Annotated in this window: 23 protein-coding genes; 12 read left to right on the top strand and 11 right to left on the bottom strand. The window is 64.2% G+C overall.

What is annotated here, in order from left to right; translation table 11 throughout:
- The first annotated feature begins 15 nt into the window (after window positions 1-15).
- From I7X09_RS14080 to I7X09_RS14070, 3 genes are read left to right on the top strand one after another with little or no spacing between them, the layout of a single operon-like run.
- Window positions 16-1269 carry a PPE domain-containing protein gene (locus I7X09_RS14080; RefSeq protein ID WP_200317393.1) on the top strand — a complete coding sequence of 418 codons (1254 nt, stop codon included), beginning with the start codon at window positions 16-18 and terminating at the stop codon, window positions 1267-1269.
- On the top strand, window positions 1269-2087 hold the full coding sequence (locus tag I7X09_RS14075; RefSeq protein ID WP_200317390.1) for an ESX secretion-associated protein EspG: 819 nt from the start codon (window positions 1269-1271) through the stop codon (window positions 2085-2087). Before I7X09_RS14080 ends, I7X09_RS14075 begins: the two co-directional genes overlap by 1 nt.
- Before the next feature lie 40 nt (window positions 2088-2127).
- On the top strand, window positions 2128-4230 hold the full coding sequence (locus tag I7X09_RS14070; protein WP_200317389.1) for an acyltransferase family protein: 2103 nt from the start codon (window positions 2128-2130) through the stop codon (window positions 4228-4230).
- 9 nt (window positions 4231-4239) lie between these two features.
- Here the strand turns inward: I7X09_RS14070 and I7X09_RS14065 are convergent, their stop codons facing one another.
- Genes I7X09_RS14065 through I7X09_RS14055 form a run of 3 tightly spaced genes read right to left on the bottom strand, consistent with a single transcriptional unit; the run spans window position 4240 to window position 6489 of the window.
- Window positions 4240-4908, bottom strand: a complete 669-nt coding sequence (locus I7X09_RS14065; protein ID WP_200317388.1) for a histidine phosphatase family protein — start codon at window positions 4906-4908, stop codon at window positions 4240-4242.
- Window positions 4905-5819 carry a prephenate dehydratase gene (gene pheA, locus I7X09_RS14060; protein WP_200317387.1) on the bottom strand — a complete coding sequence of 305 codons (915 nt, stop codon included), beginning with the start codon at window positions 5817-5819 and terminating at the stop codon, window positions 4905-4907. The genes I7X09_RS14065 and pheA overlap by 4 nt, the downstream gene beginning before the upstream one ends.
- A 31-nt stretch (window positions 5820-5850) precedes the next feature.
- A complete protein-coding gene (locus tag I7X09_RS14055; RefSeq protein WP_124566870.1) occupies window positions 5851-6489 on the bottom strand; it encodes a hypothetical protein in 639 nt (212 codons plus the stop codon).
- Window positions 6490-6628: 139 nt separating this feature from the next.
- Between I7X09_RS14055 and I7X09_RS14050 the strand changes: the two genes are divergently transcribed.
- The 5 genes from I7X09_RS14050 to I7X09_RS14030 all read left to right on the top strand — a co-directional run bounded on the left by I7X09_RS14050 (window position 6629) and on the right by I7X09_RS14030 (window position 10777).
- On the top strand, window positions 6629-7408 hold the full coding sequence (locus I7X09_RS14050) for a DUF2470 domain-containing protein (RefSeq protein ID WP_070796761.1): 780 nt from the start codon (window positions 6629-6631) through the stop codon (window positions 7406-7408).
- A gap of 10 nt (window positions 7409-7418) precedes the next feature.
- Entirely contained in the window at window positions 7419-8240 is an 822-nt protein-coding gene (locus tag I7X09_RS14045) for a CPBP family intramembrane glutamic endopeptidase (protein WP_095969462.1), read from the top strand.
- 160 nt (window positions 8241-8400) lie between these two features.
- A complete protein-coding gene (locus tag I7X09_RS14040) occupies window positions 8401-9621 on the top strand; it encodes an LCP family protein (RefSeq protein ID WP_200317385.1) in 1221 nt (406 codons plus the stop codon).
- Window positions 9622-9720: 99 nt separating this feature from the next.
- Window positions 9721-10191, top strand: a complete 471-nt coding sequence (locus I7X09_RS14035) for a hypothetical protein (protein WP_200317383.1) — start codon at window positions 9721-9723, stop codon at window positions 10189-10191.
- A 37-nt stretch (window positions 10192-10228) separates the two neighbouring features.
- Complete coding sequence (locus I7X09_RS14030; RefSeq protein WP_095969459.1) at window positions 10229-10777, top strand: ferritin; 549 nt, start codon at window positions 10229-10231, stop codon at window positions 10775-10777.
- A gap of 11 nt (window positions 10778-10788) precedes the next feature.
- On the opposite strand, the gene I7X09_RS14025 is transcribed toward I7X09_RS14030, so the two are convergent.
- Window positions 10789-11730, bottom strand: a complete 942-nt coding sequence (locus I7X09_RS14025; protein ID WP_200317381.1) for a cytochrome c oxidase assembly protein — start codon at window positions 11728-11730, stop codon at window positions 10789-10791.
- A 114-nt stretch (window positions 11731-11844) separates the two neighbouring features.
- Between I7X09_RS14025 and I7X09_RS14020 the strand changes: the two genes are divergently transcribed.
- The gene (locus I7X09_RS14020) at window positions 11845-12501 is read left to right on the top strand and encodes a DsbA family protein (RefSeq protein ID WP_419183455.1); all 657 of its coding nucleotides are present in this window, start codon (window positions 11845-11847) and stop codon (window positions 12499-12501) included.
- Here I7X09_RS14020 and I7X09_RS14015 read toward each other — a convergent pair whose 3' ends face one another.
- The 3 genes from I7X09_RS14015 to I7X09_RS14005 are packed head-to-tail and all read right to left on the bottom strand — an operon-like array spanning window position 12502 to window position 14457.
- Window positions 12502-13449, bottom strand: a complete 948-nt coding sequence (locus I7X09_RS14015; RefSeq protein WP_095969457.1) for a M56 family metallopeptidase — start codon at window positions 13447-13449, stop codon at window positions 12502-12504. It lies immediately after the preceding gene.
- A complete protein-coding gene (locus I7X09_RS14010) occupies window positions 13446-13805 on the bottom strand; it encodes a BlaI/MecI/CopY family transcriptional regulator (RefSeq protein WP_019746375.1) in 360 nt (119 codons plus the stop codon). Before I7X09_RS14010 ends, I7X09_RS14015 begins: the two co-directional genes overlap by 4 nt.
- 28 nt (window positions 13806-13833) lie before the next feature.
- Window positions 13834-14457, bottom strand: a complete 624-nt coding sequence (locus tag I7X09_RS14005; RefSeq protein ID WP_200317379.1) for a M23 family metallopeptidase — start codon at window positions 14455-14457, stop codon at window positions 13834-13836.
- Between the two features lie 179 nt (window positions 14458-14636).
- Here I7X09_RS14005 and I7X09_RS14000 point away from each other — a divergent pair, with 179 nt between their 5' ends.
- Both I7X09_RS14000 and I7X09_RS13995 read left to right on the top strand, forming a co-directional pair.
- A complete protein-coding gene (locus tag I7X09_RS14000; protein WP_095969455.1) occupies window positions 14637-15563 on the top strand; it encodes a cation diffusion facilitator family transporter in 927 nt (308 codons plus the stop codon).
- Window positions 15564-15717: 154 nt separating this feature from the next.
- Complete coding sequence (locus I7X09_RS13995) at window positions 15718-16263, top strand: ferritin (protein WP_200317377.1); 546 nt, start codon at window positions 15718-15720, stop codon at window positions 16261-16263.
- On the opposite strand, the gene I7X09_RS13990 is transcribed toward I7X09_RS13995, so the two are convergent.
- Genes I7X09_RS13990 through I7X09_RS13975 form a run of 4 tightly spaced genes read right to left on the bottom strand, consistent with a single transcriptional unit; the run spans window position 16260 to window position 19778 of the window.
- The gene (locus I7X09_RS13990; protein ID WP_200317375.1) at window positions 16260-17078 is read right to left on the bottom strand and encodes an alpha/beta fold hydrolase; all 819 of its coding nucleotides are present in this window, start codon (window positions 17076-17078) and stop codon (window positions 16260-16262) included. The two genes, I7X09_RS13995 and I7X09_RS13990, sit on opposite strands and share 4 nt — an antisense overlap.
- Before the next feature lie 53 nt (window positions 17079-17131).
- The gene (locus I7X09_RS13985; protein ID WP_124566877.1) at window positions 17132-18046 is read right to left on the bottom strand and encodes a DUF5926 family protein; all 915 of its coding nucleotides are present in this window, start codon (window positions 18044-18046) and stop codon (window positions 17132-17134) included.
- An 11-nt stretch (window positions 18047-18057) separates the two neighbouring features.
- Entirely contained in the window at window positions 18058-18822 is a 765-nt protein-coding gene (locus I7X09_RS13980; protein ID WP_095969452.1) for a glycerophosphodiester phosphodiesterase, read from the bottom strand.
- A complete protein-coding gene (locus I7X09_RS13975; RefSeq protein WP_200317374.1) occupies window positions 18819-19778 on the bottom strand; it encodes a DUF4328 domain-containing protein in 960 nt (319 codons plus the stop codon). Before I7X09_RS13975 ends, I7X09_RS13980 begins: the two co-directional genes overlap by 4 nt.
- Window positions 19779-20192: 414 nt before the next feature.
- On the opposite strand from I7X09_RS13975, the gene I7X09_RS13970 reads away from it, so the two are divergent.
- Complete coding sequence (locus I7X09_RS13970; RefSeq protein ID WP_200317373.1) at window positions 20193-21968, top strand: hypothetical protein; 1776 nt, start codon at window positions 20193-20195, stop codon at window positions 21966-21968.
- The last annotated feature ends 1 nt before the right edge of the window (window position 21969 follow it).

The raw sequence follows: 21969 nt of genomic DNA, 5'->3' as shown, positions 1-21969 counted from the left end.
CTGGGGGGAAGAACAATGGTCGGCATCACCGGCGTCATCTGGTATCCACGGGGCGCAGCACCCAACTCCGCAGCACTGGTCGCCGGGGCCGGGCCGGTCCCTCTCGGCGTGGCGGCCGGGGCCTGGTCCACGGTTTCGTCCGGACTGACCGACACCGCAGCGTCCATCTCTCGCGTGATGGCGGACCTTCGCACCGGGTGGTCAGGCGAAGCCGCGGATGCCGCACTGAGCAAGTTCGCACCGTTCCAGGAATGGGCTGCCGCTGCCGCGCTGCTCGCGGGAGAAACCGCAGGTAAAGCCCAAGTGCAGTCCGGTTCCTACACCGTCGCGACCCTGGCCATGCCGTCCTTGGCGGAGATCGCGGCAGTTCAAGCAGCCAAGGTCGCCGCGTACTCCGTCGGCGGTGCCCTGGTCGGCGGTGCCGCTGCCGCCGAGGCTGCCGAAGAAGCTCTCAAGATTCGAGCGGCGGTCACGATGGAAACGTACGACGCCGCAACGGCCCATCTGGCCGTGCAGCAGAACTTCGACTCACCACCGTCCATCGCGGAACCCACAGCTGGGGCATCCGCTTCGGCCGAAAGCCCAGGGCGCGCCGCACAACAGTCCGTCGTGCAAACGGCATCAACGCTCGCTGACGCAGTCGCAGATCCCGTGCGCGCCGCAACCGCTGCTGTCGCATCCGTAGTGTCCAACCCGGCATTTGCCGCCGCTGCCTCACAGGCCGGTGCCATCTCCGGTGGAGCGTCGGCCGCTGTCAATGCCACGGCCGCCGCCGTCACGAGCGCCACCACTGCCACCTCAGCCCTCGCGACGGCCGGAGCAGGGCTCACCGGACTGGGCGGCGCAGGCCTCGGCGGCGCGAGACTCGGTGCTTCCACACCATCGCTGTTCGGCACCCCGTCGGCAAGTCGGGCACCGGCACAGGTCAGCGCAGCTTCCGCGGCTACCGGAGCCGGAGCAATCGCGGGCTCGTCGTCGAGCAGCAGCACAGGTCGGCATGCTCTTCCTGATCCCTCTACCGGCCAGAGCGCCGCACGCCAGAACCCCGTGACCTCGCCGGTTCAGGGCACCGCGGATACCGTCAAGGTGGATCCGGCCCGAACCGCTGGCGGATCTGCGCCGATCGCCGGCGGCCGTCATACGGTCCAGCCTGAAGACGAGACCGAGCACGACACACCCGATTACCTGAAGCACTTCGAGCACTTCGCCGACGGCCGAACAGTCATCCCGTCCGTGATCGGTGGCGCACTCGAAACTGCAGAGCGTTGATGGTGGACCTCGGCACCTCACCTGATGGGTGGAATTTGCCTGTCGTCGCCCTGTCACAGAACGAAATCGATTATGTACGTGAGCGACTCGGGCTCGATGCGCTTCCCGTGGTTCTCGGTGGCGCGACGGTTCACGGCAGTGCGAGCGCTCACCGTACGGCGATGCAGTCCGCGGCAGATTCGCTCTCCGAGCGCGATCTCCTCCCCGGCGGGGAGATCCATCACGAACTCAGTGCCCGCCTGCGCGTCCTGACCCACCCCAAGTGGGAGTTGGCTCTGCGTCGGCATGCCGGTGGAAGAATTTCACGCCTCTGCGTCGCGCAGGGCGAATTCCTTTGTGTCGAAGCAACTTCAAACGAATCTTCGTTAGCGTTACGGAGTGTCACCGCCGAACCGGCGTCACCCGTTGTCACCGCGCTCGGCAGCACCGAAGCAATGCCGATTGCCGTGATCAACGCACCGACCGAGATGCTCAGCCTGGCATTCGGTGCCGCCCCGGATGCAGACAGCGTGACCTCGGCCTTGATCAACGCCGGGATACCCGAAGACGACGCGCGCCAACTGGGTAGTGCCATCGTCACCTGTACCACCTTCGTCGAATTGGTCGGAATACCACACAGTTTGGGAGCGACGACGCTCATGACCGGCGCAGTGACTGTGTACGACACGTTGGCCGGCCGACTCGTAGGTTCGACCACTCGGGCTGCCGACGGCACCGAATGGACGTCCATCAGTTCCGGAACACCCCATCGCCTGCGACAAGCCGTGAATGCACTGGTAACCGAACTCGAGGAATCTACTCGGGAGCCTTCCAGGTAACCTCGGGGCGTCCCTTCAACGCCCGGAGCCTTTCTTCAGCATGCAGTTCTCGCGTCAACCGTCGTCACCGGGCGAACAAGGCTCGGTCGCCACTATCGACCGGCCGGCTGAAGAGCGGGCAGCAACACCGCACCGACAAGACCTGAACGGACTGCGTGGCCTCGCCATCGGTTTGGTGGTCGTGTTCCATGTGTGGTTCGGACGGGTATCGGGCGGGGTGGACGTCTTCCTGGTTCTGTCCGGATACTTCTTCGTCGGCTCATTGGTTCGTCGCGCCGAAGCCGGGGGTCCACTGAATCCGCTACCGGCACTGCGGCGGGTATTTCTGCGGCTGTTCCCCCTGATCGCGGTGGTCAGCATTTTGACCGCACTGGGGACCGCGTTGCTGCTGCCACGCACACGCTGGGCCGATCTGGGTGATCAACTGATCGCGGTGCTCGGTTTCTTCCAGAACTGGCAGCTTGCCAGCACCGCAAGCGATTACCTGGCCGCCGACGGTTCGGTCACTCCCCTGCAGCATCTCTGGTCAATGGCGGTGCAAGGTCAGTTCTATCTCCTGGCCATCGCGCTCGTCTCGGTGATCGCCTACCTGGCTTCACGCGTGAATCCGAGCTACTTCCGACCCTCGCTCGCGGTCACCCTCGTCGTTCTTGCTGCAGGATCTTTCCTCTACGCGCTCGCCAAATCTTCGCGTCACCAAGCCTGGGCGTACTACGACTCCGGCGCCAGGTTGTGGGAATTGGCCCTCGGTGGTCTGCTGGCCGTTCTGATGACCAGCACGCGCAGTCGGCAGATCGCATCCCTGCCGTTCTCGGTCAGAGCGACGATCGGCTGGGCGGGTCTTTCGTCGATCCTGTTGTGCGGCATAGTGCTCGACGGCGCCCAGCAGTTCCCCGGCCCGTGGGCGCTGGTACCGGTGCTGGCCACTCTTGCGCTGATCCTGTCCGGAGTCGGCGACGACACACCCTGGACATCGAAGACGCTTGCCCATCCTGCCCTGACGTGGCTCGGCTCGTTCGCGTTCGCGCTGTACCTGATTCACTGGCCGATTCTGGTGTTTGCACTCGTGATCACCGGACGCCCCGAAGCCGGCCCGCTCGGCGGGGCACTGATCATCGCTCTCTCCGTCGCCGGGGCGCTTGCGCTCCGACGCCTAATCGAGGTTCCGGTGGAACGTGGAGGCCGCTCGCGCCGGTACACCGTCCTGGCTTGCGTCGTCACTGCTGCCGTGGTCCTCGCCGCTTCGGTTGCCTGGCAGTCGTACGCGAGCAGTCAGACGACGGGCCATCGAGCGGTCGATACCCTCGACCTCTCGACCCATCCCGGCGCACTCGCGCTCACCGACGGTGCCGAGGTGCCCAAGGCGTCGATGGTTCCCTCGATCTTCGATGCGCCGCTGGACCTTCCGGCCAGCACGCTCGACGGCTGTATCGCCGATTTTCTCGAGCGGGACGTCGTCCACTGCACCTACGGCGACACCGACGCGGACAGAACAATCGCTCTCGCGGGTGGTTCGCACTCCGAGCACTGGCTCACCGCGCTCGACGAACTCGGCAAAAGCCACGGGTTCCGCGTCGACACGTATCTGAAGATGGGCTGCCCGCTCACTGTCGACTCCATGCAGACGTTGTCGGACAACGACTATCCGGATTGCGTCGACTGGTCCCGTGGCGTGCTGACCGAGTTGGCCGACGCCTCACCCGATTTCGTGTTCACGACGGCAACCAGGCCGAGTTCCGACGGCCCTGGCGACGTGACGCCCGAGTCGTACGTGCACGTGTGGCAGGAACTGGGGCGCGACGGTATCGACGTACTCGCCATCCGCGATACCCCCTGGCTGCACCACGACGGCGTCGCCTATCGCGCGATCGACTGTCTGGCGACAACCACGTCACCCGATCACTGCGCGATGCCACGGTCCGAAATGCTCAGCGACGTCAATCCGGCGCCGTCGGCAATTGCCGATCTGACCAACGTCCGTCTACTCGACCTCAGCGACGGCGTGTGCGGGCCGGAACTGTGCCGGGTCGTGGAGGGAAATGTGTTGGTGTATCACGATTCCCACCACCTGACAGCCAGCTACGTGAGCACGCTGTCCGCTGAACTCGGGCGCCAACTGAGCGTCCAGACCGGCTGGTGGTGAAGCCGGCCGTCAGCCCATCACGTCGTCGGCACCGGGGATGAGCCGGTGCTCGAACGGCGGGTTGACGGTTCCCCAACGCAGGCACTCCCAACCGCCGTCGACCGAAGGCAACAGTTCGACGGTCTCGGTGTTGGCCAAGTGGTTGTTGGCGGCGAACAGACCGGGGACACCGGCAAGTTGGGCGGCGACAAGACGGATCGCGGCACCATGACTCACCACGACGATGTCGCCGCCGTCGCGTGAGCCTTCGAGAAATTCTTCGCGCAACGCATTGACGACGGGGACGTACCGTTCCAGGACGTCGTATCCCGTTTCACCGCCGGGAATGCGGGCGCCGAGGTTGCCGGTGTGCCAGTGATGGAACGTCTCCATGAACAATCGGTGCGCGGCCTCGTCGGTGCGATCCTCGAGGTCACCGGCCTGGACCTCGTGCAATCCGTCCCGCACGTCCAGGGATACGCCGGCGGCTTGCTCCACGAAACCTGCTGTCTCCCGGGCGCGCAATGCCAAGGACGATACGAGTGCCAGCGGCGGCGCCGAAGCAAGGCCGATGCCCAACGTCTCGGCCTGCGCCAACCCTTCCGGCGTGAGCTTTGCTCCGGGTAGGGCGGTGTCGAGGCGTTTGGCGACATTCGCCTCCGTCTGACCGTGCCGAACGAGGATGAGCCTTCCGGTCATCGTTCTCCCCCTCCACGCTTGAGTTCGTCGATCCACCGAATCGCTTCTTCGTCCGAAGGAGGTTGTGGCCCGGTCGAATTCGCTGTCGCCCACGACCCCAGGAAGCGGACTCCGGATTTACGATGCAGCGCGCGCATCGCCTCGGCCACCAGCGAGTCCTCGACGTGCCCGACGCAGTCCACGAAGAACCGGTAGGTGCCCAATTCCGTTCGCATCGGACGTGATTCGATCCGAGTCAGATCGATACCGCGAGCGGCGAATTCGGAGAGTGCGCGCACCAGGGAGCCGGGAGCGTTGTCCAGGTGAAGCACCAACGCGGTGCGATCGGCACCGGTCCGTGCCGGAACCGGGGCCGGCTTGGTGACCAGCACGAAACGTGTGCGGGCGCCGCCCACGTCTGCGACGTTGTCCGCCAGGCTGTCGAGTCCGAGCATCTGACCTGCCAATGCCGTGGACACACCGGCGTCGACGGTTCCGGCCTGCACATCCAGCGCTGCACCGGCGTTGGACGAGGCCAACACCACCTCGGCCTGGGGCAGGTTCTCGGAAATCCAGCCGCGGACCTGCGCACCCGCGTGCGGATAGGCCCCGATCGTGCGGACCTGATCGGCGGTGGTCCCGGCCCGAACCAGAATCGAGAAGCTCACGTCCAGGTCGGTTTCGGCAACGATCTGCAGGGGCGAACCGAGAGCCAGTGAATCGAGCGTCGGAGCGACGCCGCCTTCCACCGAGTTCTCGAAGGGAACCACGGCCCCGTCCACGGAGCCGTCCCGAACCATGTCGAGAGTCGCCGGCGGACTGCCTGCCGGTACTCGCTCGACGGTTTCGCCGAACGCGCCCTCAGCCTCCAACTGGGCGAGAGCTATCTCCGTGAACGTTCCCGACGGACCGAAATACGCGATTCTTGGCACGCCTAAAAGATTACGCACCGACCCACGCCGGTCACTGCAAACCCGCGGCACGCAAGGCCGTTTCCACCGCCGGCAGATCCGCGACCTCGATCGTGAGCAGCACCTCGCGCATGGCCGACGCGGCTTCGGGGATCAGGGCGGCAAGTTTTTCCGGCTTCGGATCGACCATCGCAGCGCGCACGTCGTCGCCGCGCAGTGCAGCGACGGTGCCACACAGCAGAGCGATCACCTCGTCGCCGTCAGCCGCGCGGGCTACGAAACCGACGGACTCGTGCGCGAGTACCGCGAGGAAATCAGCCACTTCGGTGGGCGTACGACCGGCGGCGAGTCCGGGGATCCGCCCACCTTCACACAGGCGCAGCGCCGCTTCGGCCGGCGTCAGATCCTCTTCGCCGCCGTCGACGTACACCGCGAGCGGAGCGGGCAGACGTAGCGCGATCGCGTCGTCGATCTGGTCGGTGGTGACGTCGACGTCGAAACGGACGGCCTCGTACGACGCATCCGTGTCCGCGCGCAGTTCTTCCGGATCGATATCGAGGCGGACGACAACCCGGCCGGCCGCTTCGGCACCGATCAGGGCGGACGCCGGCACGACCGGGAGAAAGAGTGCTTCGAGGAGTCCGCGCGAGTTTCTCGGGGCGGGCAGCCCGAGTGAGAGAGGAATGGCCACAGATAGACCGTAACCCCGGCGAAGTCGACGGATTCCACGCGAGTTGCGCAAAAGTCTTGCGATTCACACCGAAGCACCTTAGGTTAGGGTTACCTCATCATCCGATGGAGTTCGAGAGAACACCCGCCAAGGGGGCAGCATGGCAACGAAGACCAGCACCGGCCCGTCCACCGCTGAACGCGTCCGCAGCGCCTGTGTGCGCGCACAGGACGCAGTTCTCGCCATCGAAGGCAGTGATCCCACCGCCACGTCGGTGCATCACCTGCGTTCGAACGGTGACGTCGTCGTTGCAGTCCCACATGCCTCCGCAGCTGCGGCCCTGGCCTGGAACTCGGGTGGCGGCGGCTTGCCTGCCGTCCTCGAGATCACCGATCACGCACCACTGCGACTGCGTGAGCCCGTGCGCTCCCTCGTGTGGCTTCGCGGCTCGTTGCACGCCGTGCCCGACTACGAGGCGCGTGTCCTCGCCGACGACGTCGCATCCGAGCACCCCCACCCGGGTCTCCTCGACATCGGCCACACCTCGGTTCTCCTTCGCCTGAGCCTGGCCTCGGCCGTCGTCGCCGACTCGACGGGGGCAGAACCTGTCGCCGTGGACGAACTGCTGAACGCCAGCCCCGATCCCTTCTGGGAAATGGAGACGGCGTGGCTGCAGCATCTCGACGAAGACCACCGCGATCTCGTGGACCTGCTCGTGCGCAAACTTCCCCCGTACATGCGCACCGGACGCGTTCGCCCACTCGGCATCGACCGCTACGGACTGCGCCTGCGGGTCGAGGATCACACCGGTGACCGCGACGTGTGGATGCCGTTCGCCAACCCCGTCGACGACGCTCCCGCGCTGAGCCGCGCCATCCGCATGCTGGTCGGGTGCCCTTTCCTCAACGGCCTCCGATCGGGAGGCGCTGCAAACGGCTAGCGTTGCGCGGGTGAATGCCCGCGAAACCGTCCGCACCTGGTTACGGCCGCCGTCTCCCGTTCGAACCGGCCCGGAACTCGATCCCGCCGCCAGACGCGGAATTCGGATCGAGATCACCATCGTTCTGCTGGTCACCTTCGGGCTCAGCGGATTGTCCGGAATCCTCTCGCTCGCCGAATCCTTGGCGACGCCGGTTGCGCTCTCGGATCAGACTGTTGCGCTCAACCCGTCGCGGGCCGCCATCGACTGGATCGACCTGGCGCGCCAATTACTGGGCGTCGCAAAGCTTCTCGCGTGGGCAGCGCTGGGACTCTATCTACTGTGGCGCTCGGGGATCGGTCCACGTGCCGCGGGCTTGACTCCCAAACCTCGATTCGGGCGCGACATAGCTCCGGGATTCGGCTTGGCTGCCGTGATCGGTCTCCCCGGTCTGCTGTTCTACCTCGTCGCTCAGGCGCTCAGCGTCAATCTCACCGTCCAGGCCAGCGCGCTCGACGACCACTGGTGGCGGGTTCCGATCCTCGTACTGTCCGCGATCGCGAACTCCGGCGCCGAAGAGGTACTGGTTGTCGCCTACCTGATCACTCGCCTCCGGACACTCGGCTGGAGCGAGAACAAGTCACTGCTCGCGTCGTCACTTCTGCGGGGCAGTTATCACCTCTATCAGGGCTTCGGTGGCGGTGTCGGAAACGTGATCATGGGGCTCGTGTTCGGTCGATACTGGCAGCGCACCGGCAAGCTGTGGCCGCTGATCATCGCCCACGCGCTCATCGACATGGTGGCGTTCATCGGTTACGCCCTCCTGCGCGATCACGTCTCCTGGCTGCCGTGACCGGTACCGTGAACTGGTGACCGGCGACTCCGAATATCCTCAGCGCCCTCCGCGGCGCCAGCCGCCAGGGCCACCTCCGCGTGGACCGATGCCGCCGAGGCAGAACCCGCCCCGCCAGAATCCACCCCGCCAGGGCCCACCCCCGCAGCGACGTCCACCGATGCCGCCGGAAGGGCCGACGGTCATTCGCCGCGACGGACGTCCACCGCAGCAGAATCCGGCCAATCAGGCCTGGTCACAGGTCCCACCACAAGCGCCGCAGCAACCCAGGCGTGAGGACTGGGCACCGACCCAACGCCCGCAGCCGTTCCAGGACGACCCCCGCCGTCGGGATCCGCAGCGCCAGGCCAAGTACGCACCCGCGCCGCCGCGCCGAACCCCGCCGAATGCCCCGCCGCGCCCGTCTGAACCCCCGAAGCAGCGACGCCCGCGTAAGCGTCGTAACTGGGGTAAACGTATCGGCATCACGCTGTTGGTCTTGCTGCTCGCACTGGCCGGTGCGGTCTATTACGTCGACAGTTCGCTCAATCGAATCGACGCGCTGCCCGACTACGCGGGACGCGTCGCCGATACTCCGGGCACGAACTGGTTGATCGTCGGCTCCGACAGTCGGGAGGGGCTCACCCCCGAGCAGGAGCAAGCTCTCGCGACGGGCGGTGACACCGGCCCCAAGCGCACTGACACGATCATCCTGGTCCACGTCCCCAAGAGTGGGAAGACGACCATGGTCAGCATCCCCCGCGACTCGTACGTTCCGATTCCCGGCTACGGCTCCGACAAGATCAACGCCGCCTTCGCTTTCGGTGGTGCCCCCTTGTTGGTGCAGACCGTCGAGGAAGCAACGGGACTTCGCATCGACCACTACGCCGAGATCGGATTCAGCGGGTTCGCCGGCATCGTCGACGCCGTCGGTGGCGTCAACGTGTGCCTCGCACAGCCGATCGACGATCCGCTGGCCGGGATCAACCTCCCCGCCGGATGCCAGGACCTGAAGGGTTCGGACGCACTCGGGTTCGTGCGAACTCGCGCGACGGCACTCGCCGACCTCGACCGCATGAACAACCAGCGCCAGTTCATGTCGGCGTTGCTGTCGAAGGCGACAAGTCCGAGTACATTCCTCAATCCGTTCCGGTTGTGGCCGCTCGTCTCCGATACCGCCAAGTCCCTGCAGGTCGACGAGGGCGATCACATCTGGAATCTGGCCTCACTCGCCTGGGCGCTTCGCGGCGGGATGACCACCACGACGGTTCCGGTCGCCGGTTTCGAGGACGTGGACGGGTCGGGCAACGTGTTGTTGTGGGACAAGGCGCGCGCTTCGCAGTTCTTCGACGCCCTGGCCGACGATCAGCAGATTCCGCAGGATCTGATCACCACCGGGTGATCGCCCTAAGTCTCGGTAGTACCCCGGGAGGACGGGCCGAGCGAACAAATCGCTTTCCGGCAGGACGCGAAAGCGGCGGCCGAAAAATACCGTGAAGGTATGAATAAAGCGCACCGCCGATTCCGCACTGTCGCCGTCATCGCCGCCTCGGCCGGAGCGGCACTACTGGCAACGTCCTGCTCCGGAACCTTCGACAAGTTCGACGATTCCAAGGCGTACAAGAAGACCGAAACCTTCTCTTTTGCACGGACATCCAACGGAATCGACACACTGCCGAGTTGGGTTCCCGCCGGCGCGATGGGTATCGACGAGGTCATCCGCACCACCGGCAACGAACGTATCCTGCGCATGACTGCGAACATCGCAGAGATAGATCACAACGTCTGCACAGCACTACCTGCTGTCGAAGCTCGTCCGGCGTCGCTGTCCGCACAGTGGTGGCCGGCGGGGGTCGAGAAGAGCAGCTCGTTCCAGTGCGGCGACTGGTACGTCGGCGAAACGGACTCGTTCGTCTACGGGTACCGACCGGAAACTCTCGGCTTCATCATCGATCAGCTCGACAAGAAGTAGCTCCCGCTCAGCGGCGACGACCCAGTAACCTGTTGGGATGACACAGGCGAAGAACTCGAGCGAATTCACCACTCTGCTGCGTCAGCAGATCCGTAACGAGTTCACTGCATCACAGCAGTACATCGCGGTAGCGGTGTACTTCGATGCTCACGATCTTCCGCAGATGGCCGCGCGCTTCTACAGCCAGGCCACCGAGGAGCGCGGTCACGCGATGATGATGATCCAGTACCTGCTCGACAACGACCTCGACGTGGACGTGCCCGGCATCGACGACGTCGTGACGAAGTTCGACAGTGTCCGGGCCCCGGTCGAACTGGCGCTCGAGCAGGAGAAGACGGTCACCGAGCAGATCACGCAGTTGGCGCGCACCGCGCGCGATACCGGCGACTACCTGGGTGAGCAGTTCATGCAGTGGTTCCTCAAGGAGCAGGTCGAGGAAGTTGCAAGCATGACAACACTTCTCACCATCGTCGACCGCGCCGGCGACAACCTCTTCCACCTCGAAACGTTTGTCGCACGCGAGATGAACACCCCGGCCGCTGCCGACGCAATGGCGCCGACGCCCGCCGGTGGCGTCGGCGTCTGAGGACCACCGGGCTACCGAGTCTCTGGCCGCTCGACGGCGCTCAGTGATCTGAGGAAATTGTTGTACGCCTCCAGATCACTGTCGCCGTCGATCTCGGCGCGACGGTCCAAGGCGGCATTCATCCGTTTGTCGTCGCGGTTCCAGCGCATCGCGAAGATCACGACCACCACCAGCGCGACGGGCTCACCGTACGACCACGCGAGGGCTCCGGCCAACTGCTGGTCCTGCATCACGTCCACGCCCCACTCCGGAGGCGGATCCACGAACGTGGTCAGCAGCGGCTTTGTCGCCATCATGAGTACGACGCCGATGAACACGTGCAGCGGCATCTCCACGAACAGGTCGAAACACCGGCCGAGGTAGCTCTGTCGCACCGGCAGTGGGCCGGTGGCGAGCACCGGCATGATGAAGAGCAGACCGCTGGCGAGAAAGAAGATCTCGAGCGAGACGTGTCCGGCCGGTAACGCCGAGACGGTGTCGAAGATCGGCGACAGGTAGATCCCGTAGTAACTGAACAGAAATACCGGGATCGTGAACCCGGGGTGCAGCATCCACCGCGCCGGCGGGCTACGCAATGCCGAGAGGGCAAGCGCAAGAACGCCTCTCCCTATCCCTCGGTGCGGCGTCGAACGCAGTAGCAGCAGTCCCGGCGAGCCCAGTACCCAGAGCGGCGGGATCGCCATCGAGAGCGTCAGGTGTTGGAACATCCAGACGCTGAAGAGTTCGTAGCCGTAGCTCTCGACCTTCAGTCCGGTTACCGCGATCAGCAGCAGGCATCCACCCAGGAAACACGCTGTCCGATGCCACGGCCATGGTCGCCCACTCGCGCGAACTCGCTGAGCCCCGATCCAATACCAGAGTGCAAGAACAACTCCCAGCACAGGAAGAAGCGGGAGGGCCGAAGTATCCCACTCCAGCATCTGCCCGATCGACGGCGGCGGCGTGTCATTCACGAACGCTTCACCAGCGGGCCCTCCTTCGTCTCCATGCGGGTACCGTCGACTCTACACCTAACTACTATGTTGGATAGTATTTAGGAATTCGACGGAAGGTCCAGGTGCACAGCAGTGTCCAGAAGTATGAAGATATCCGCCGCCCTGATCGCGGTGTTCGCGGTAGCACTGATCACGTTCATCACCATCGATCCGATCAGGGCGGACAACGAGAGCACCGATCGGGCGGCACAATCCACCGCCGTCCTCACCGACGACGCGTACCGGTTGACCTCGGCCGCCGACGGCAAGGTGAATCTTGTCGAGTTCCTCGACTTCGAATGCGAAGCCTGCCGCGCGCTGTACCCGACGATGGAGCGAATCAGAGCCGAGTACGAGGATCGAATCACCTTCGGCATCAGATACTTTCCGATTCCGAGTCACACCAACAGCGCTCTCGCGGCGCAGGTCGTCGAATCCGCATCTCGCCAGGGCAAGTTCGTCGAGATGTATCAACGGATGTACGAGACTCAGTCGCAGTGGGGTGAATCCGCCGAATCGCAGGAGGCGCTGTTCCGCTCCTACGCACAAGATCTCGGCCTGGACATGACCCGATTCGAATCCGACCTCAGCAGCCGCGGAGTCCGCGAGCGGGTCGAGCGCGACTTCGAGGAAGGTCGACGCCTCGGCGTCCAGGGCACGCCGACCCTCTTTCTGAATGACGTGAAGCTGGACCAGATGCCGACCTACGAAGATCTGAAAGCCCAGATCGACTCGGCTTTGGGAGAATGATCAGGTCAGAACAGCGCAGATACCCGCGGAGACGGCCACCGTCACGGCTGCGGCAACGGCCGTCGTGACAGCGGCCGGCACACACGCCGCCACGGCGCAGGTCAGTCGCCGGGGCGACGCCACCTCGCCGTTGTCGAGGGAACGCAATCGCACCGCGGTCGCACCGCCGCGATCGCCCAAACTCCAGTCCGGCTGAGGAAGCGGCGATTTCGACACCACGGCAAGGGCGGAACGCACTGCAGCCGGACTGGTGACGCGGGCAGCGTGCCGGTCGGCCGACAGTTCCACGATCGCACCGACGGCAGCGGGCGCCGCCGCGAACAACGGCACGCGTGGCAGAACAGCGGCCAAGACTTCACACGCACCGACGATTCGGTGATGACCGCCGCTCAGGTGCGCACGCTCGTGCGCGAGGACCGCGTCACGCTCGCCCCCGGTAAGAGCGGATGACAAGCCTTGCGTCGCAACGACGAATCCCGGCTTTCCGGCGACACTGTAGGCCATCGGCAGCGGATGATCCAACCACAACACGTCGGACTCCGAGTTGTCGCGGCGCGCGACGATCGAGAGAACATCACGATGGAAATCCCGGACCCGCGCGTGCTCACGTGCCTGCTTGCGACCGGCGAGCACGATCCGAACGGCGATCACACCCACCACAGCAACGGCTGTGCCGGTGATCAGTTCACTCACCCATGCACTCGTGCCGTGCGCGAAGGCGCTGAAACACAGAGCGATACCGTCGACCAGACCCTCGACCGGCGCGTGGCTCGGCCACACCAGGACCAAGACCGCGGAGAGAGCGAGATACAGCGCCGACGCCATACTGCCGAGCCACGCCGCGAGAAGCACTGTCGGCGACAACGCCGAGGAGACCGCTCGCAACACTCTCGGAACCAGGAATCCCACGAACACCGCACCGAGAAGCATCGGCAACGCCAATGTCATTGCGCACCTTCCCCGGAAAGACCCCGGCGAAGGGCCTCGTTCTCGGCGTCCGTCATGGTCTTGGCGAAGTGCAGCAGCACGGCAGCGGAATCGGAGCTGCTGTCCAACAATTCGCGCAAAGCCCTGGACGTGGCTTCTTCACGACTGCGACTCGGCCGATAGAAGTAGGCGCGACTCTTCTTCTCACGACTCACCCACCCCTTGTCGTAGAGATGAGTCACGACGGTCAGGATGGTGGTGTACGCGAGTTGTCGGCGCTCACCCAAGATCTCGACCAGATCCTTGACCGAGAGCGCGTCGTCGGACTGCCAGAGCACATCCATGACCTCGGCTTCGAGTCCGCCCAGCCCCTGCATTGCTCCTCCATCGCGTCGTGACAGAACTTCAGTCGCCCGCGGTCTTCTCCCCGAACGACACGCCCCGGGAATTCAGATACGCGAGCGGATCAGTCTTCTGCCCGTCAGATTGCCACACCTCGTAGTGCAGGTGTGGTCCCGTCGATTGTCCACGATTGCCGACGGTCGCGATCAGTTCACCCGCCCGCACCTTCTGACCGGCGACCACGAGCGCCTCGTTGATATGTCCGTAGACGCCGACGGTCCCGTCGTCCTGCTGGATGCGGACCCAGAGCCCGAACCCCGCGGCGGGTCCGGATTCGAGCACGACACCGTCGGTCGCCGAAACGATGGGCGTACCGATCGCGTTCGCGATGTCGAGACCGTAGTGGGTAGTTCCCCAGCGTGGACCGAAGTTGGACGTCATCGTCCCGCTGACGGGGGCCATCACCTGTGGCTTTTCGGCCTCGAACACCGCCCGCTCGGGTTCGAGTTGTCTCGTCTTACCGAGTTGTTCGGCTATCCCGGCAAGATCCGTCGTCCGGACAAGGTCGAGAATCTCCGGCACCGACACCGCAGATGCATCCTCGACTGCAACCGGCGGCGGCGACGCGTGCCCGATCGATGTGCCAGACGCGAGGATTGCGCCCGTCGCCACGGAAACCGCAGCCATGCGCCCGCCGGGTCTGATCGGCTCGGATTTTCGATGTCTTCCCACTTCTCGGTCCTCGCGTCGATGGCAAATGAAGGTCTACGCCGCAACCTTACAACTATGTTGCATAGTTTTTAAGACATGCACTATTGCGCATATATGCATATGTGTCTAGGCTGACGTCGACGAAAGGACCTTCGATGTCACACGGACACGGGCACGGAATCTCCCCCGCCGAAGCTGCGACCAGCAACAGCGGCAAGCATGTCAACAAACTGTGGATCGCCGCCGGCCTCGGGTTGGTGACGTTCGTGCTGCAGGTGACGGTCGGCCTCTTCACCTCGTCGCTGGCACTGCTCTCGGACTCGGCGCATGTTTTCACCGACATCTTCGGCATCTTCATGGCGCTCGCCGCAATCCTCGTCGCACAGCGTGCGGCTCGGCGCCCCGACCGCACTTTCGGCATGTATCGCACGGAAGTGTTTGCGGCACTGGCCAATGCGATCCTGCTCTTCGCAGTCGCCGGGTGGGTGCTCTACGAGGCGGCCAGCCGCTTCTCGGATCCGCCCGAAGTCCCCGGCCTGCCCGTCGCGATAGTCGCCGTCGTCGGTTTGGCGATGAACGTCATCGCCTTCCTGATGCTCCGCAGCGGTGCGAAGGAAAGCATCAACATCCGCGGCGCCTACCTCGAGGTCATGGCAGACATGGTCGGATCCATCGGCGTCCTGGTCAGCGGCTTGGTCACGCTCGCGTTCGGTTGGCGCTACGCCGACCCCGTCATCGGCGTCGCCATCGGACTTTTCGTCTTGCCACGTGCCTTCAACCTGGGCCGCCATGCCGTCCGCATCTTGCTCCAGCAGGCTCCCGATCGCATCGACGTCACCTCGATCATCGAGAAGATCAACGCACTCCCGGGAGTCCTCGACGCACACGATCTGCACGTCTGGACACTCACCTCGGGGATGGAAGTTGCTTCCGTTCACGTCACCGCGGTCAGTGACGCCGATCCCACTACCGTGCTCGCGGCCACCCAAACCTTGCTGGCCGAGGATTTCGAACTGGGGCATGCCACCGTCCAGGTGGAACTACAGGGAAGTGACGGTAAATGCGCGGAACTCGCCTGGTGAAAAGGATATTTCTCAATGAAACATTCGATTTCACACCAATGGATAACCGCACCGAATTCGAAGAAAAATTAGGTCTTCTTTAGTTTGGGAACGCTTACCACAATAAGGTCAGACTGGGGTGACAGGGCCCCTGACCTGCACTATCTTGGAATTCATGACTTCTGGGGAGACTCACATGACCAAATTCCACGCACTACTCCGAGACCAGATTCGCAACGAGTTCAACGCTTCGCATCAGTACATCGCGACAGCGGTTTTCTTCGACAATGCTGATCTGCCACAGCTGGCAAAGCACTTCTACAAGCAGGCTGTAGAAGAGCGTAACCACGCCATGATGATCGTTCAGTATTTCCTCGATCGCGACATCAACGTCGAACTCACCGGCGTCGACGCTGCGAAGGCCGACTTCAAGGATGCTCGTGAGCCCATCGCTCTCGCGCTGACGCAGGAGAAGACGGTCACCGAGCAGATCGTCCAGCTCGCGAGCACCGCCCGCGAAGAAGGCGACTACCTCGGCGAGCAGTTCATGCAGTGGTTCCTCAAGGAACAGGTCGAGGAAGTTGCAAGCATGACAACACTTCTCACCATCGCGGACCGCGCAGGCGCCAACCTGTTCGACCTCGAAGATTTCGTTTCCCGCGAGATGAGCACCGTCGGTGACACCACTGGTGCGCCGAACGCAGCGGGCGGAACCATCTAGCCTGCAGCACTCACAGATTTCGCCCTCGAGCCGAACGGTTCGCTTCCTGCCAGCAGGATCGAACTGATCAGCTCGGGGGCATCTGTCATCGGTACGTGCCCCAGGCCGGGCAAAACCATCAACTTCGCTTGCGGGAACGGCTTTTTCACGCGCTGCGCTTGATACACGGGCAGAATGAGATCGCGTCGACCCCACGCAACCGTCACCGGCACAGTGGGATCCACGATGGGCGGCAGCACGAAGTCCATCTCGAGACCGAGATCGACGAGTTCGTTGGACACGAGCGAACGGCAGTCGGCCAACGCCGCCGCATAACCGACGTGACTCGGATGAGCGAAGAATGCGGCGAGCGCCGGATAGCGAATCAGCTTGTACCGCAATGCGCGTGGCAGACCATCACCCATGAGCTTGGCCGTGCCGCGCAGTGCACGGAACGTGTTGATCGCACGCACCTGATCGAGGTGATTGACAAAGAACCCGGCCGGCGAAAGAGCTGTAGCCGACGCGACGTCACCGCGCGCTGCCAGCGAGAGTGTAATCCATCCGCCGAGTGAGTTTCCGGCGACGTGGGCGCGCTCCCCCGCCGGAGTCACCTCCTTGACGAACTCGCTCACATCGTCGATCAGCTGTCCCATGACATCCGGGCCGAGTTCGGGCAGCAGCGACTCTCCGTGACCCGGCAGGTCGACGGTGACGACGCGGCGGTACGGCGTCAGCTGGTCCACAAGCGAATCCCACGCCTGCCGTCGATGGACGATGCCATGGACGAGCACAAGCGTGGGACCGCTACCGGAGATGTCGTGCGACAAAGTCATGCCGCCAACATTAACCGTAACTTTGCGTAACGCCTATAGTTCTGGCGAAAAAATCAGCGCAGCGTGACCTGTCGTCCGCGCAGGCCGTCGCGCGAGCGCAACTCGGCCGAGTTCAGCGGAGCGTCGACGGCCAGCGCCTCGGCAAGACGCTCACCGAGCTCGACGGTTGCCGCTACCCACTCGTTTGCATGCTTTTCGCGGTCAAGGTCGAAGACCGGGACCAACAGGCCGTGGGTACGGAACGAGCCTGCGTAGCGCGAGCCCTCACCCAGGTGCAGCCCACCGGTCGCGTGCACGCGCGCCAGCGCGAGCATCAGATCGTCTTCGCTCTCGGGGCGAACCCAACGCAGGTGCGCCTTCTCGCCGGCGTCGACCCACCACGCGGCAACGAGGCCGTCACCTTCGAGGCGTGCAGACGGCATGATCGCCGAGTTGGCGTGCTGCACGGTGGCGGCAACCTCGGGATCGGTTTCGACGCCCTCGGGGATCCACCAGTTGAAGTCCTGGTGCACCGTGATGTCGAGCAGAGCCGAGGGATCGACAACCTCGGTGACTGCGGGTGTCTCGGAATCGGGGTTCGCGGCAGACAGCGCGTCGCCGGGGGCTGCGTCCTTGATCCAGTTCACCGAAGCCGCGAGGTCTGCGCCGAGGTCGGCAGAGTGCGCCTGAACCTGCACACCGACAAATCCGGTGGCCGTCTCGCCCTCGTCGCGAACGAGTGCGGCAACAGCGCCGGGGAGGACCGTCGCCAACGTGACGGGACGGTCGGAGCCGATGACCGGCAACGGAGCCGTGGCGGACGGAACGAATTCGCGCAGCGCGACCAGATCGCACTCGGCGGCAAGGCCCTCGAACGGGCGGTTCACTGCGCCGGCAGCGGCTTCACGCTCTGCTTGGCGTGCCGCCAGCTTCTCTGCGCGTGCGCTGCCCTGCTTCGGTCCACTGTTTCTTTTGCTCTTCTTGGCCACGAGGGCAAAATCTACACGCTGCCCAGCCATTGCTTCGTGCGCCCGGGATGGTTGGTGGCGACCCAACTGACCCCGAGCTCACGACACAGGTCCACATCCGCCTTGTCGTCGACGGTCCAGCAGTACGTCGCGCGCCCCGCCGCGGCAGCTCGATCGACCAGATCGGGATGTTCACGCAGCGCCTTGATCGACGGCCCGATCGCCGTGGCGCCGACAGCCGTCGACGCACCACCGCCGAGGTACCGCGACGCGTCACCGAGCAGGACCGTCGGCAGCAGCGGCGCCGAACGACGCACTCGCCAGACGGCAGTAGCCGAGAAAGACATGACGACAGCGCGAGAGTGGTCGGCCGACGGCGGCGACGCGATCCCGAAGCGGTGCAATTCCGCGAGAAGTTTTGCTTCGACCAGGCCGCCGAACCGTACGGGGTGCTTGGTCTCGATGAACAGCTTCACCGGCCGCGCGAAATCCAAGGCGAGGGTGATGAGGTCGGAGAGAGTCAGCAGTTCGGCCGGTTCGCTCGTCGACCCGTAGTCCAGAGCGTTCAGCGAGTCGAGCGTCATCTCGCTGACGATCCCCGTGCCGCTGGAGGTTCGGTCGACCTTGCGATCGTGAACGCAGACCAGGTGTCCGTCGCGGGTGAGCCGGACGTCGCATTCGAGCCCGTCGGCGCCCTCCTCCAGAGCCAATTCGTACGCGGCGAGGGTGTGCTCGGGCAGCGCAGCCGACGCACCTCGGTGCGCAACGACGAGTGGACCGCGACGATCTGGACTCACAGGGCAGCGGTCTCCTTCTCTTCCAGCACCGATTTCTCTTCCAGCACCGAGCGCGGCACTGGCACCCATCGGGTTTCCGATTCGGGTTCGCCGCGCCAGCTCTTGCGCTCGATCCGGCGAATCACGACGAGCGTCAACGCCGCGGTGACGGCAGCGACCAGTGCGATGAAGGCGTTCAGCAGTACCCCGTCGGCCATTGCCTGAATACCCGGACGTGATCGCCAGTACGCGTTGACCACCAGCAACAGAGCGCTGAATCCCCAGAAGCCCCACCAGATCTTCACCAGCAGTGTTCCGCGCGGATCGCGGCGGACCAACTCGAGGACATAAACGGCCGGCATCACCAGGTTGAGGATCGGCACAGCGCAGCCGACGACCACTTCCGACGCTGTGCGTGGATCGGATTCACGGGCACCCGCGAAGTGTTCACGACGCCGACGAAGCAGCCAGCACACAGCGGCGATTGCCGCGAAGACGGAGATCAGCAGTCCACCCAGCTGAGTGAAGTAGACGGCAGCGTCGGAGACCGTGAGCAGCCACTGCGGGATCAGCGTGGTGCGGTTACGCACCAGGATCGCGTATCTGCCCAGTTCGGCGAACACAGCCAGTCCGTAGAAGATGGTCGCGAGCGTCAGCAGCGGCCCGACTCGGTCGGCCATGCGGTCCGCACGCGAGGGCGGCACCGGTGCGGTGTCGACGACGTCGTGGAGTCCCCACTGCGGGACGGCGTCGTATCGCGGCGTGGCGAGGTTACGACGCACTGGTGCGTCCCCTACTCCGCGTGGATCGGACGGGGAGCGCGCGATCCAGCGGAAGCCACGACGGTTGGGCGGTTGGTAGATCTCGGTGCGGGTGGGGATCAGCAGGACGCCGCTGCAGCGCGGGCACCACTGCGTCGGGCCGCCGAGGACGGGCCAGCGCGCGGCGCATCGGGCGCAGACCTGAACGACACTCACAACTTCGATTCTGTCACGCCGTATCGGTAACGGCAGCAAATGGATTCACTCCCGATTTGTGATCGAACCTCCACCCCGTTCACCTGCATTGTTCGAATAATGTGACCTCCGCCACTTAAAAACTCGAGTTATCCACAGTTTCCACAGGTTCATCCACAGTTCTGGATGAATGAAACGGGCTTTATCCACAGGTCACGGGCAAGACCCTGAGAATTTGCTGACAGGTGTTAGCGAACGATGCACAGGCTCGAGGATGAATTTGACACCGCAGGTCAGTGAACTTTTGGGCGTCGGCGTCATTTATCCCGGCAAAGTTCACAATGCATTCAGAAATTGCTCCCGAAAAGACAGAAAAGACCGTTATCCCCTTTTTGTCGAAGACCGGTTTTGACACACCTGGAAGCATGGCCGTCGATGACTTCTCCACAGCCCGAGCCAACTCTGACGTTCACCCCGAAACGGGTCGCGCAACTCGCGTTCGTGTTGATCGGATGTCAGCTCGTCATTCGTGCCTGGGTTGCCGCGAGCAATTACTTCTACTGGGACGACCTCATCTTGATGGGCCGCGGAGGACGCTTCCCTCTCTTCTCGAGCGAACTCCTGCTCTACGACCACGACGGTCACTTCATGCCCGCGGCCTTCTTCTTCACCGGGTTGATCACCCGCATCGCGCCGTACAACTGGGCGCTGTCGACGGCACTGCTCGTCATCGGTCAGGCCGCGGCGTCGCTGGCGCTTCTGCGCACTCTTCGGTTGGTCCTCGGTTGGCGACCGGCGCTGTTGATTCCGCTGGTGCTGTATCTCTTCGTCCCGCTGACGCTTCCGGCGTTCTCGTGGTGGGCAGCCGCGCTCAATGCGTTGCCGCTCCAGATCGCGCTGGCCTGGGCATGCGGCGACGCAATCAAGCTGTACCGCACCGGGCATGTGCGCTACGTGTTCTCGGGCACCGCGGTTTTTGTCGTCTCCTTGCTGTTCTTCGAGAAGGCGGTGCTCGTTCCCTTCGTGGCACTCGCTTTCCTGGTGCTGTACTTACGCACACAAGGTGAAGGAACGCCGATACGAAGTGCGATCACGAAGTGCCGACGCCTGTGGACGGCCTGCGCCGCCGTGCTCGCGATCTGGATTCCGGTGTATCTGACCACTGTCGAATCACCGATCACCGGATACGGCCGTTCGATGTCCACCGAACTGCTGCATCACGGCACGTCTTTGGGGATGCTTCCCACTCTTCTCGGCGGCCCCTGGCGCTGGGAGCGGTGGATCCCCAGCCCCGCCTGGGCCGATCCACCGACGGCCTTGGTAGTCGCGGCCTGGGCCTTGCTGCTGACGACGGTCGTGATGACAGTGCGTGCCCGACGCGGCGCTGCCTGGATCTGGGCCGCCGCCACTCTGTACTTCCTGGCCTCCGTGGTGGCGATGACCGCGACCCGATCCGACGCCGACACCACCTACGAGTTGGCGCAGACCTTGCGTTACTTCACGGATTCAGCGACGGTGTTCGCCCTCGCCGCCGCCCTGATACTCGCTGCGCCTCGGCGGCGTCCGTCTCGGATACCCGTCGCAGTCGCCGCTGGGTTGTCGGCGCTCTTCGTTGTCAGTTCGCTCGTCTCGACCGTCACGTTCGTCGACATCTGGCGCGAGAACCCGACTCGCGACTACCTCGCGAATGCGCGAATGTCGTTGTCACAGAATCAGGATGCTCCACTGCTCGAGCAACCCGTCGCGATCCAGGTGCTCCTTCCCGTCGCCTTTCCGAACAATTTGGCAAGCAACGTTTTCGCGCCGCTGCCTGATCGCCCCGAATTCTCTTCCAGCACTCCGATTCTGCGCACCATCGACGACAGTGGCCAGATCGTCGATGCCGAAGTGACCTGGACGAGAAGGATTCTCGAAGGGACGACACCGAACTGCGGCACCCGTGCCGAAGGCCCGACCGAACTACCCCTCGACGGTCCCTTGGCCGGCTGGGAATGGACGGTTCAGCTCAATTACCTCGCGAGCGCCGACGGAACGATCGATGTTGCGTTGGAAGCCGGCGACGCAGTATCCGTCCCCGTGACGCAGGGTTTGCACTCGGCATTCGTGCGCCTGGTCGGCCACGGAAACAGCGTGAAGATCACGCCGACAACGCCGGGACTGACCCTGTGTTTCGGCGCCGGACAAGTCGGTGCCGTCGTCCCGACCCAGTGAA

Source organism: Rhodococcus sp. P-2 (genome assembly GCF_016598535.1).
Lineage (GTDB): Bacteria > Actinomycetota > Actinomycetes > Mycobacteriales > Mycobacteriaceae > Rhodococcus_F > Rhodococcus_F baikonurensis.
The sequence above is the reverse complement of the archived record's forward strand: the minus strand, read 5'-3'. Positions and strand labels throughout refer to the sequence as shown.

Coding starts and splice junctions, on each gene's coding strand:
- I7X09_RS14050 (WP_070796761.1), top strand. CDS start 6,629: ATGGCAACGAAGACCAGCACCGGCCCGTCCACCGCTGAACGCGTCCGC.
- I7X09_RS14030 (WP_095969459.1), top strand. CDS start 10,229: ATGACACAGGCGAAGAACTCGAGCGAATTCACCACTCTGCTGCGTCAG.
- I7X09_RS14015 (WP_095969457.1), bottom strand. CDS start 13,449: ATGACATTGGCGTTGCCGATGCTTCTCGGTGCGGTGTTCGTGGGATTC.
- I7X09_RS14075 (WP_200317390.1), top strand. CDS start 1,269: ATGGTGGACCTCGGCACCTCACCTGATGGGTGGAATTTGCCTGTCGTC.
- I7X09_RS14040 (WP_200317385.1), top strand. CDS start 8,401: ATGCCGCCGGAAGGGCCGACGGTCATTCGCCGCGACGGACGTCCACCG.
- I7X09_RS14005 (WP_200317379.1), bottom strand. CDS start 14,457: ATGGCTGCGGTTTCCGTGGCGACGGGCGCAATCCTCGCGTCTGGCACA.
- I7X09_RS14070 (WP_200317389.1), top strand. CDS start 2,128: ATGCAGTTCTCGCGTCAACCGTCGTCACCGGGCGAACAAGGCTCGGTC.
- I7X09_RS13995 (WP_200317377.1), top strand. CDS start 15,718: ATGACTTCTGGGGAGACTCACATGACCAAATTCCACGCACTACTCCGA.
- I7X09_RS14000 (WP_095969455.1), top strand. CDS start 14,637: ATGTCACACGGACACGGGCACGGAATCTCCCCCGCCGAAGCTGCGACC.
- I7X09_RS14010 (WP_019746375.1), bottom strand. CDS start 13,805: ATGCAGGGGCTGGGCGGACTCGAAGCCGAGGTCATGGATGTGCTCTGG.
- I7X09_RS13970 (WP_200317373.1), top strand. CDS start 20,193: ATGACTTCTCCACAGCCCGAGCCAACTCTGACGTTCACCCCGAAACGG.
- I7X09_RS13990 (WP_200317375.1), bottom strand. CDS start 17,078: ATGACTTTGTCGCACGACATCTCCGGTAGCGGTCCCACGCTTGTGCTC.
- I7X09_RS14065 (WP_200317388.1), bottom strand. CDS start 4,908: ATGACCGGAAGGCTCATCCTCGTTCGGCACGGTCAGACGGAGGCGAAT.
- I7X09_RS14080 (WP_200317393.1), top strand. CDS start 16: ATGGTCGGCATCACCGGCGTCATCTGGTATCCACGGGGCGCAGCACCC.
- I7X09_RS14035 (WP_200317383.1), top strand. CDS start 9,721: ATGAATAAAGCGCACCGCCGATTCCGCACTGTCGCCGTCATCGCCGCC.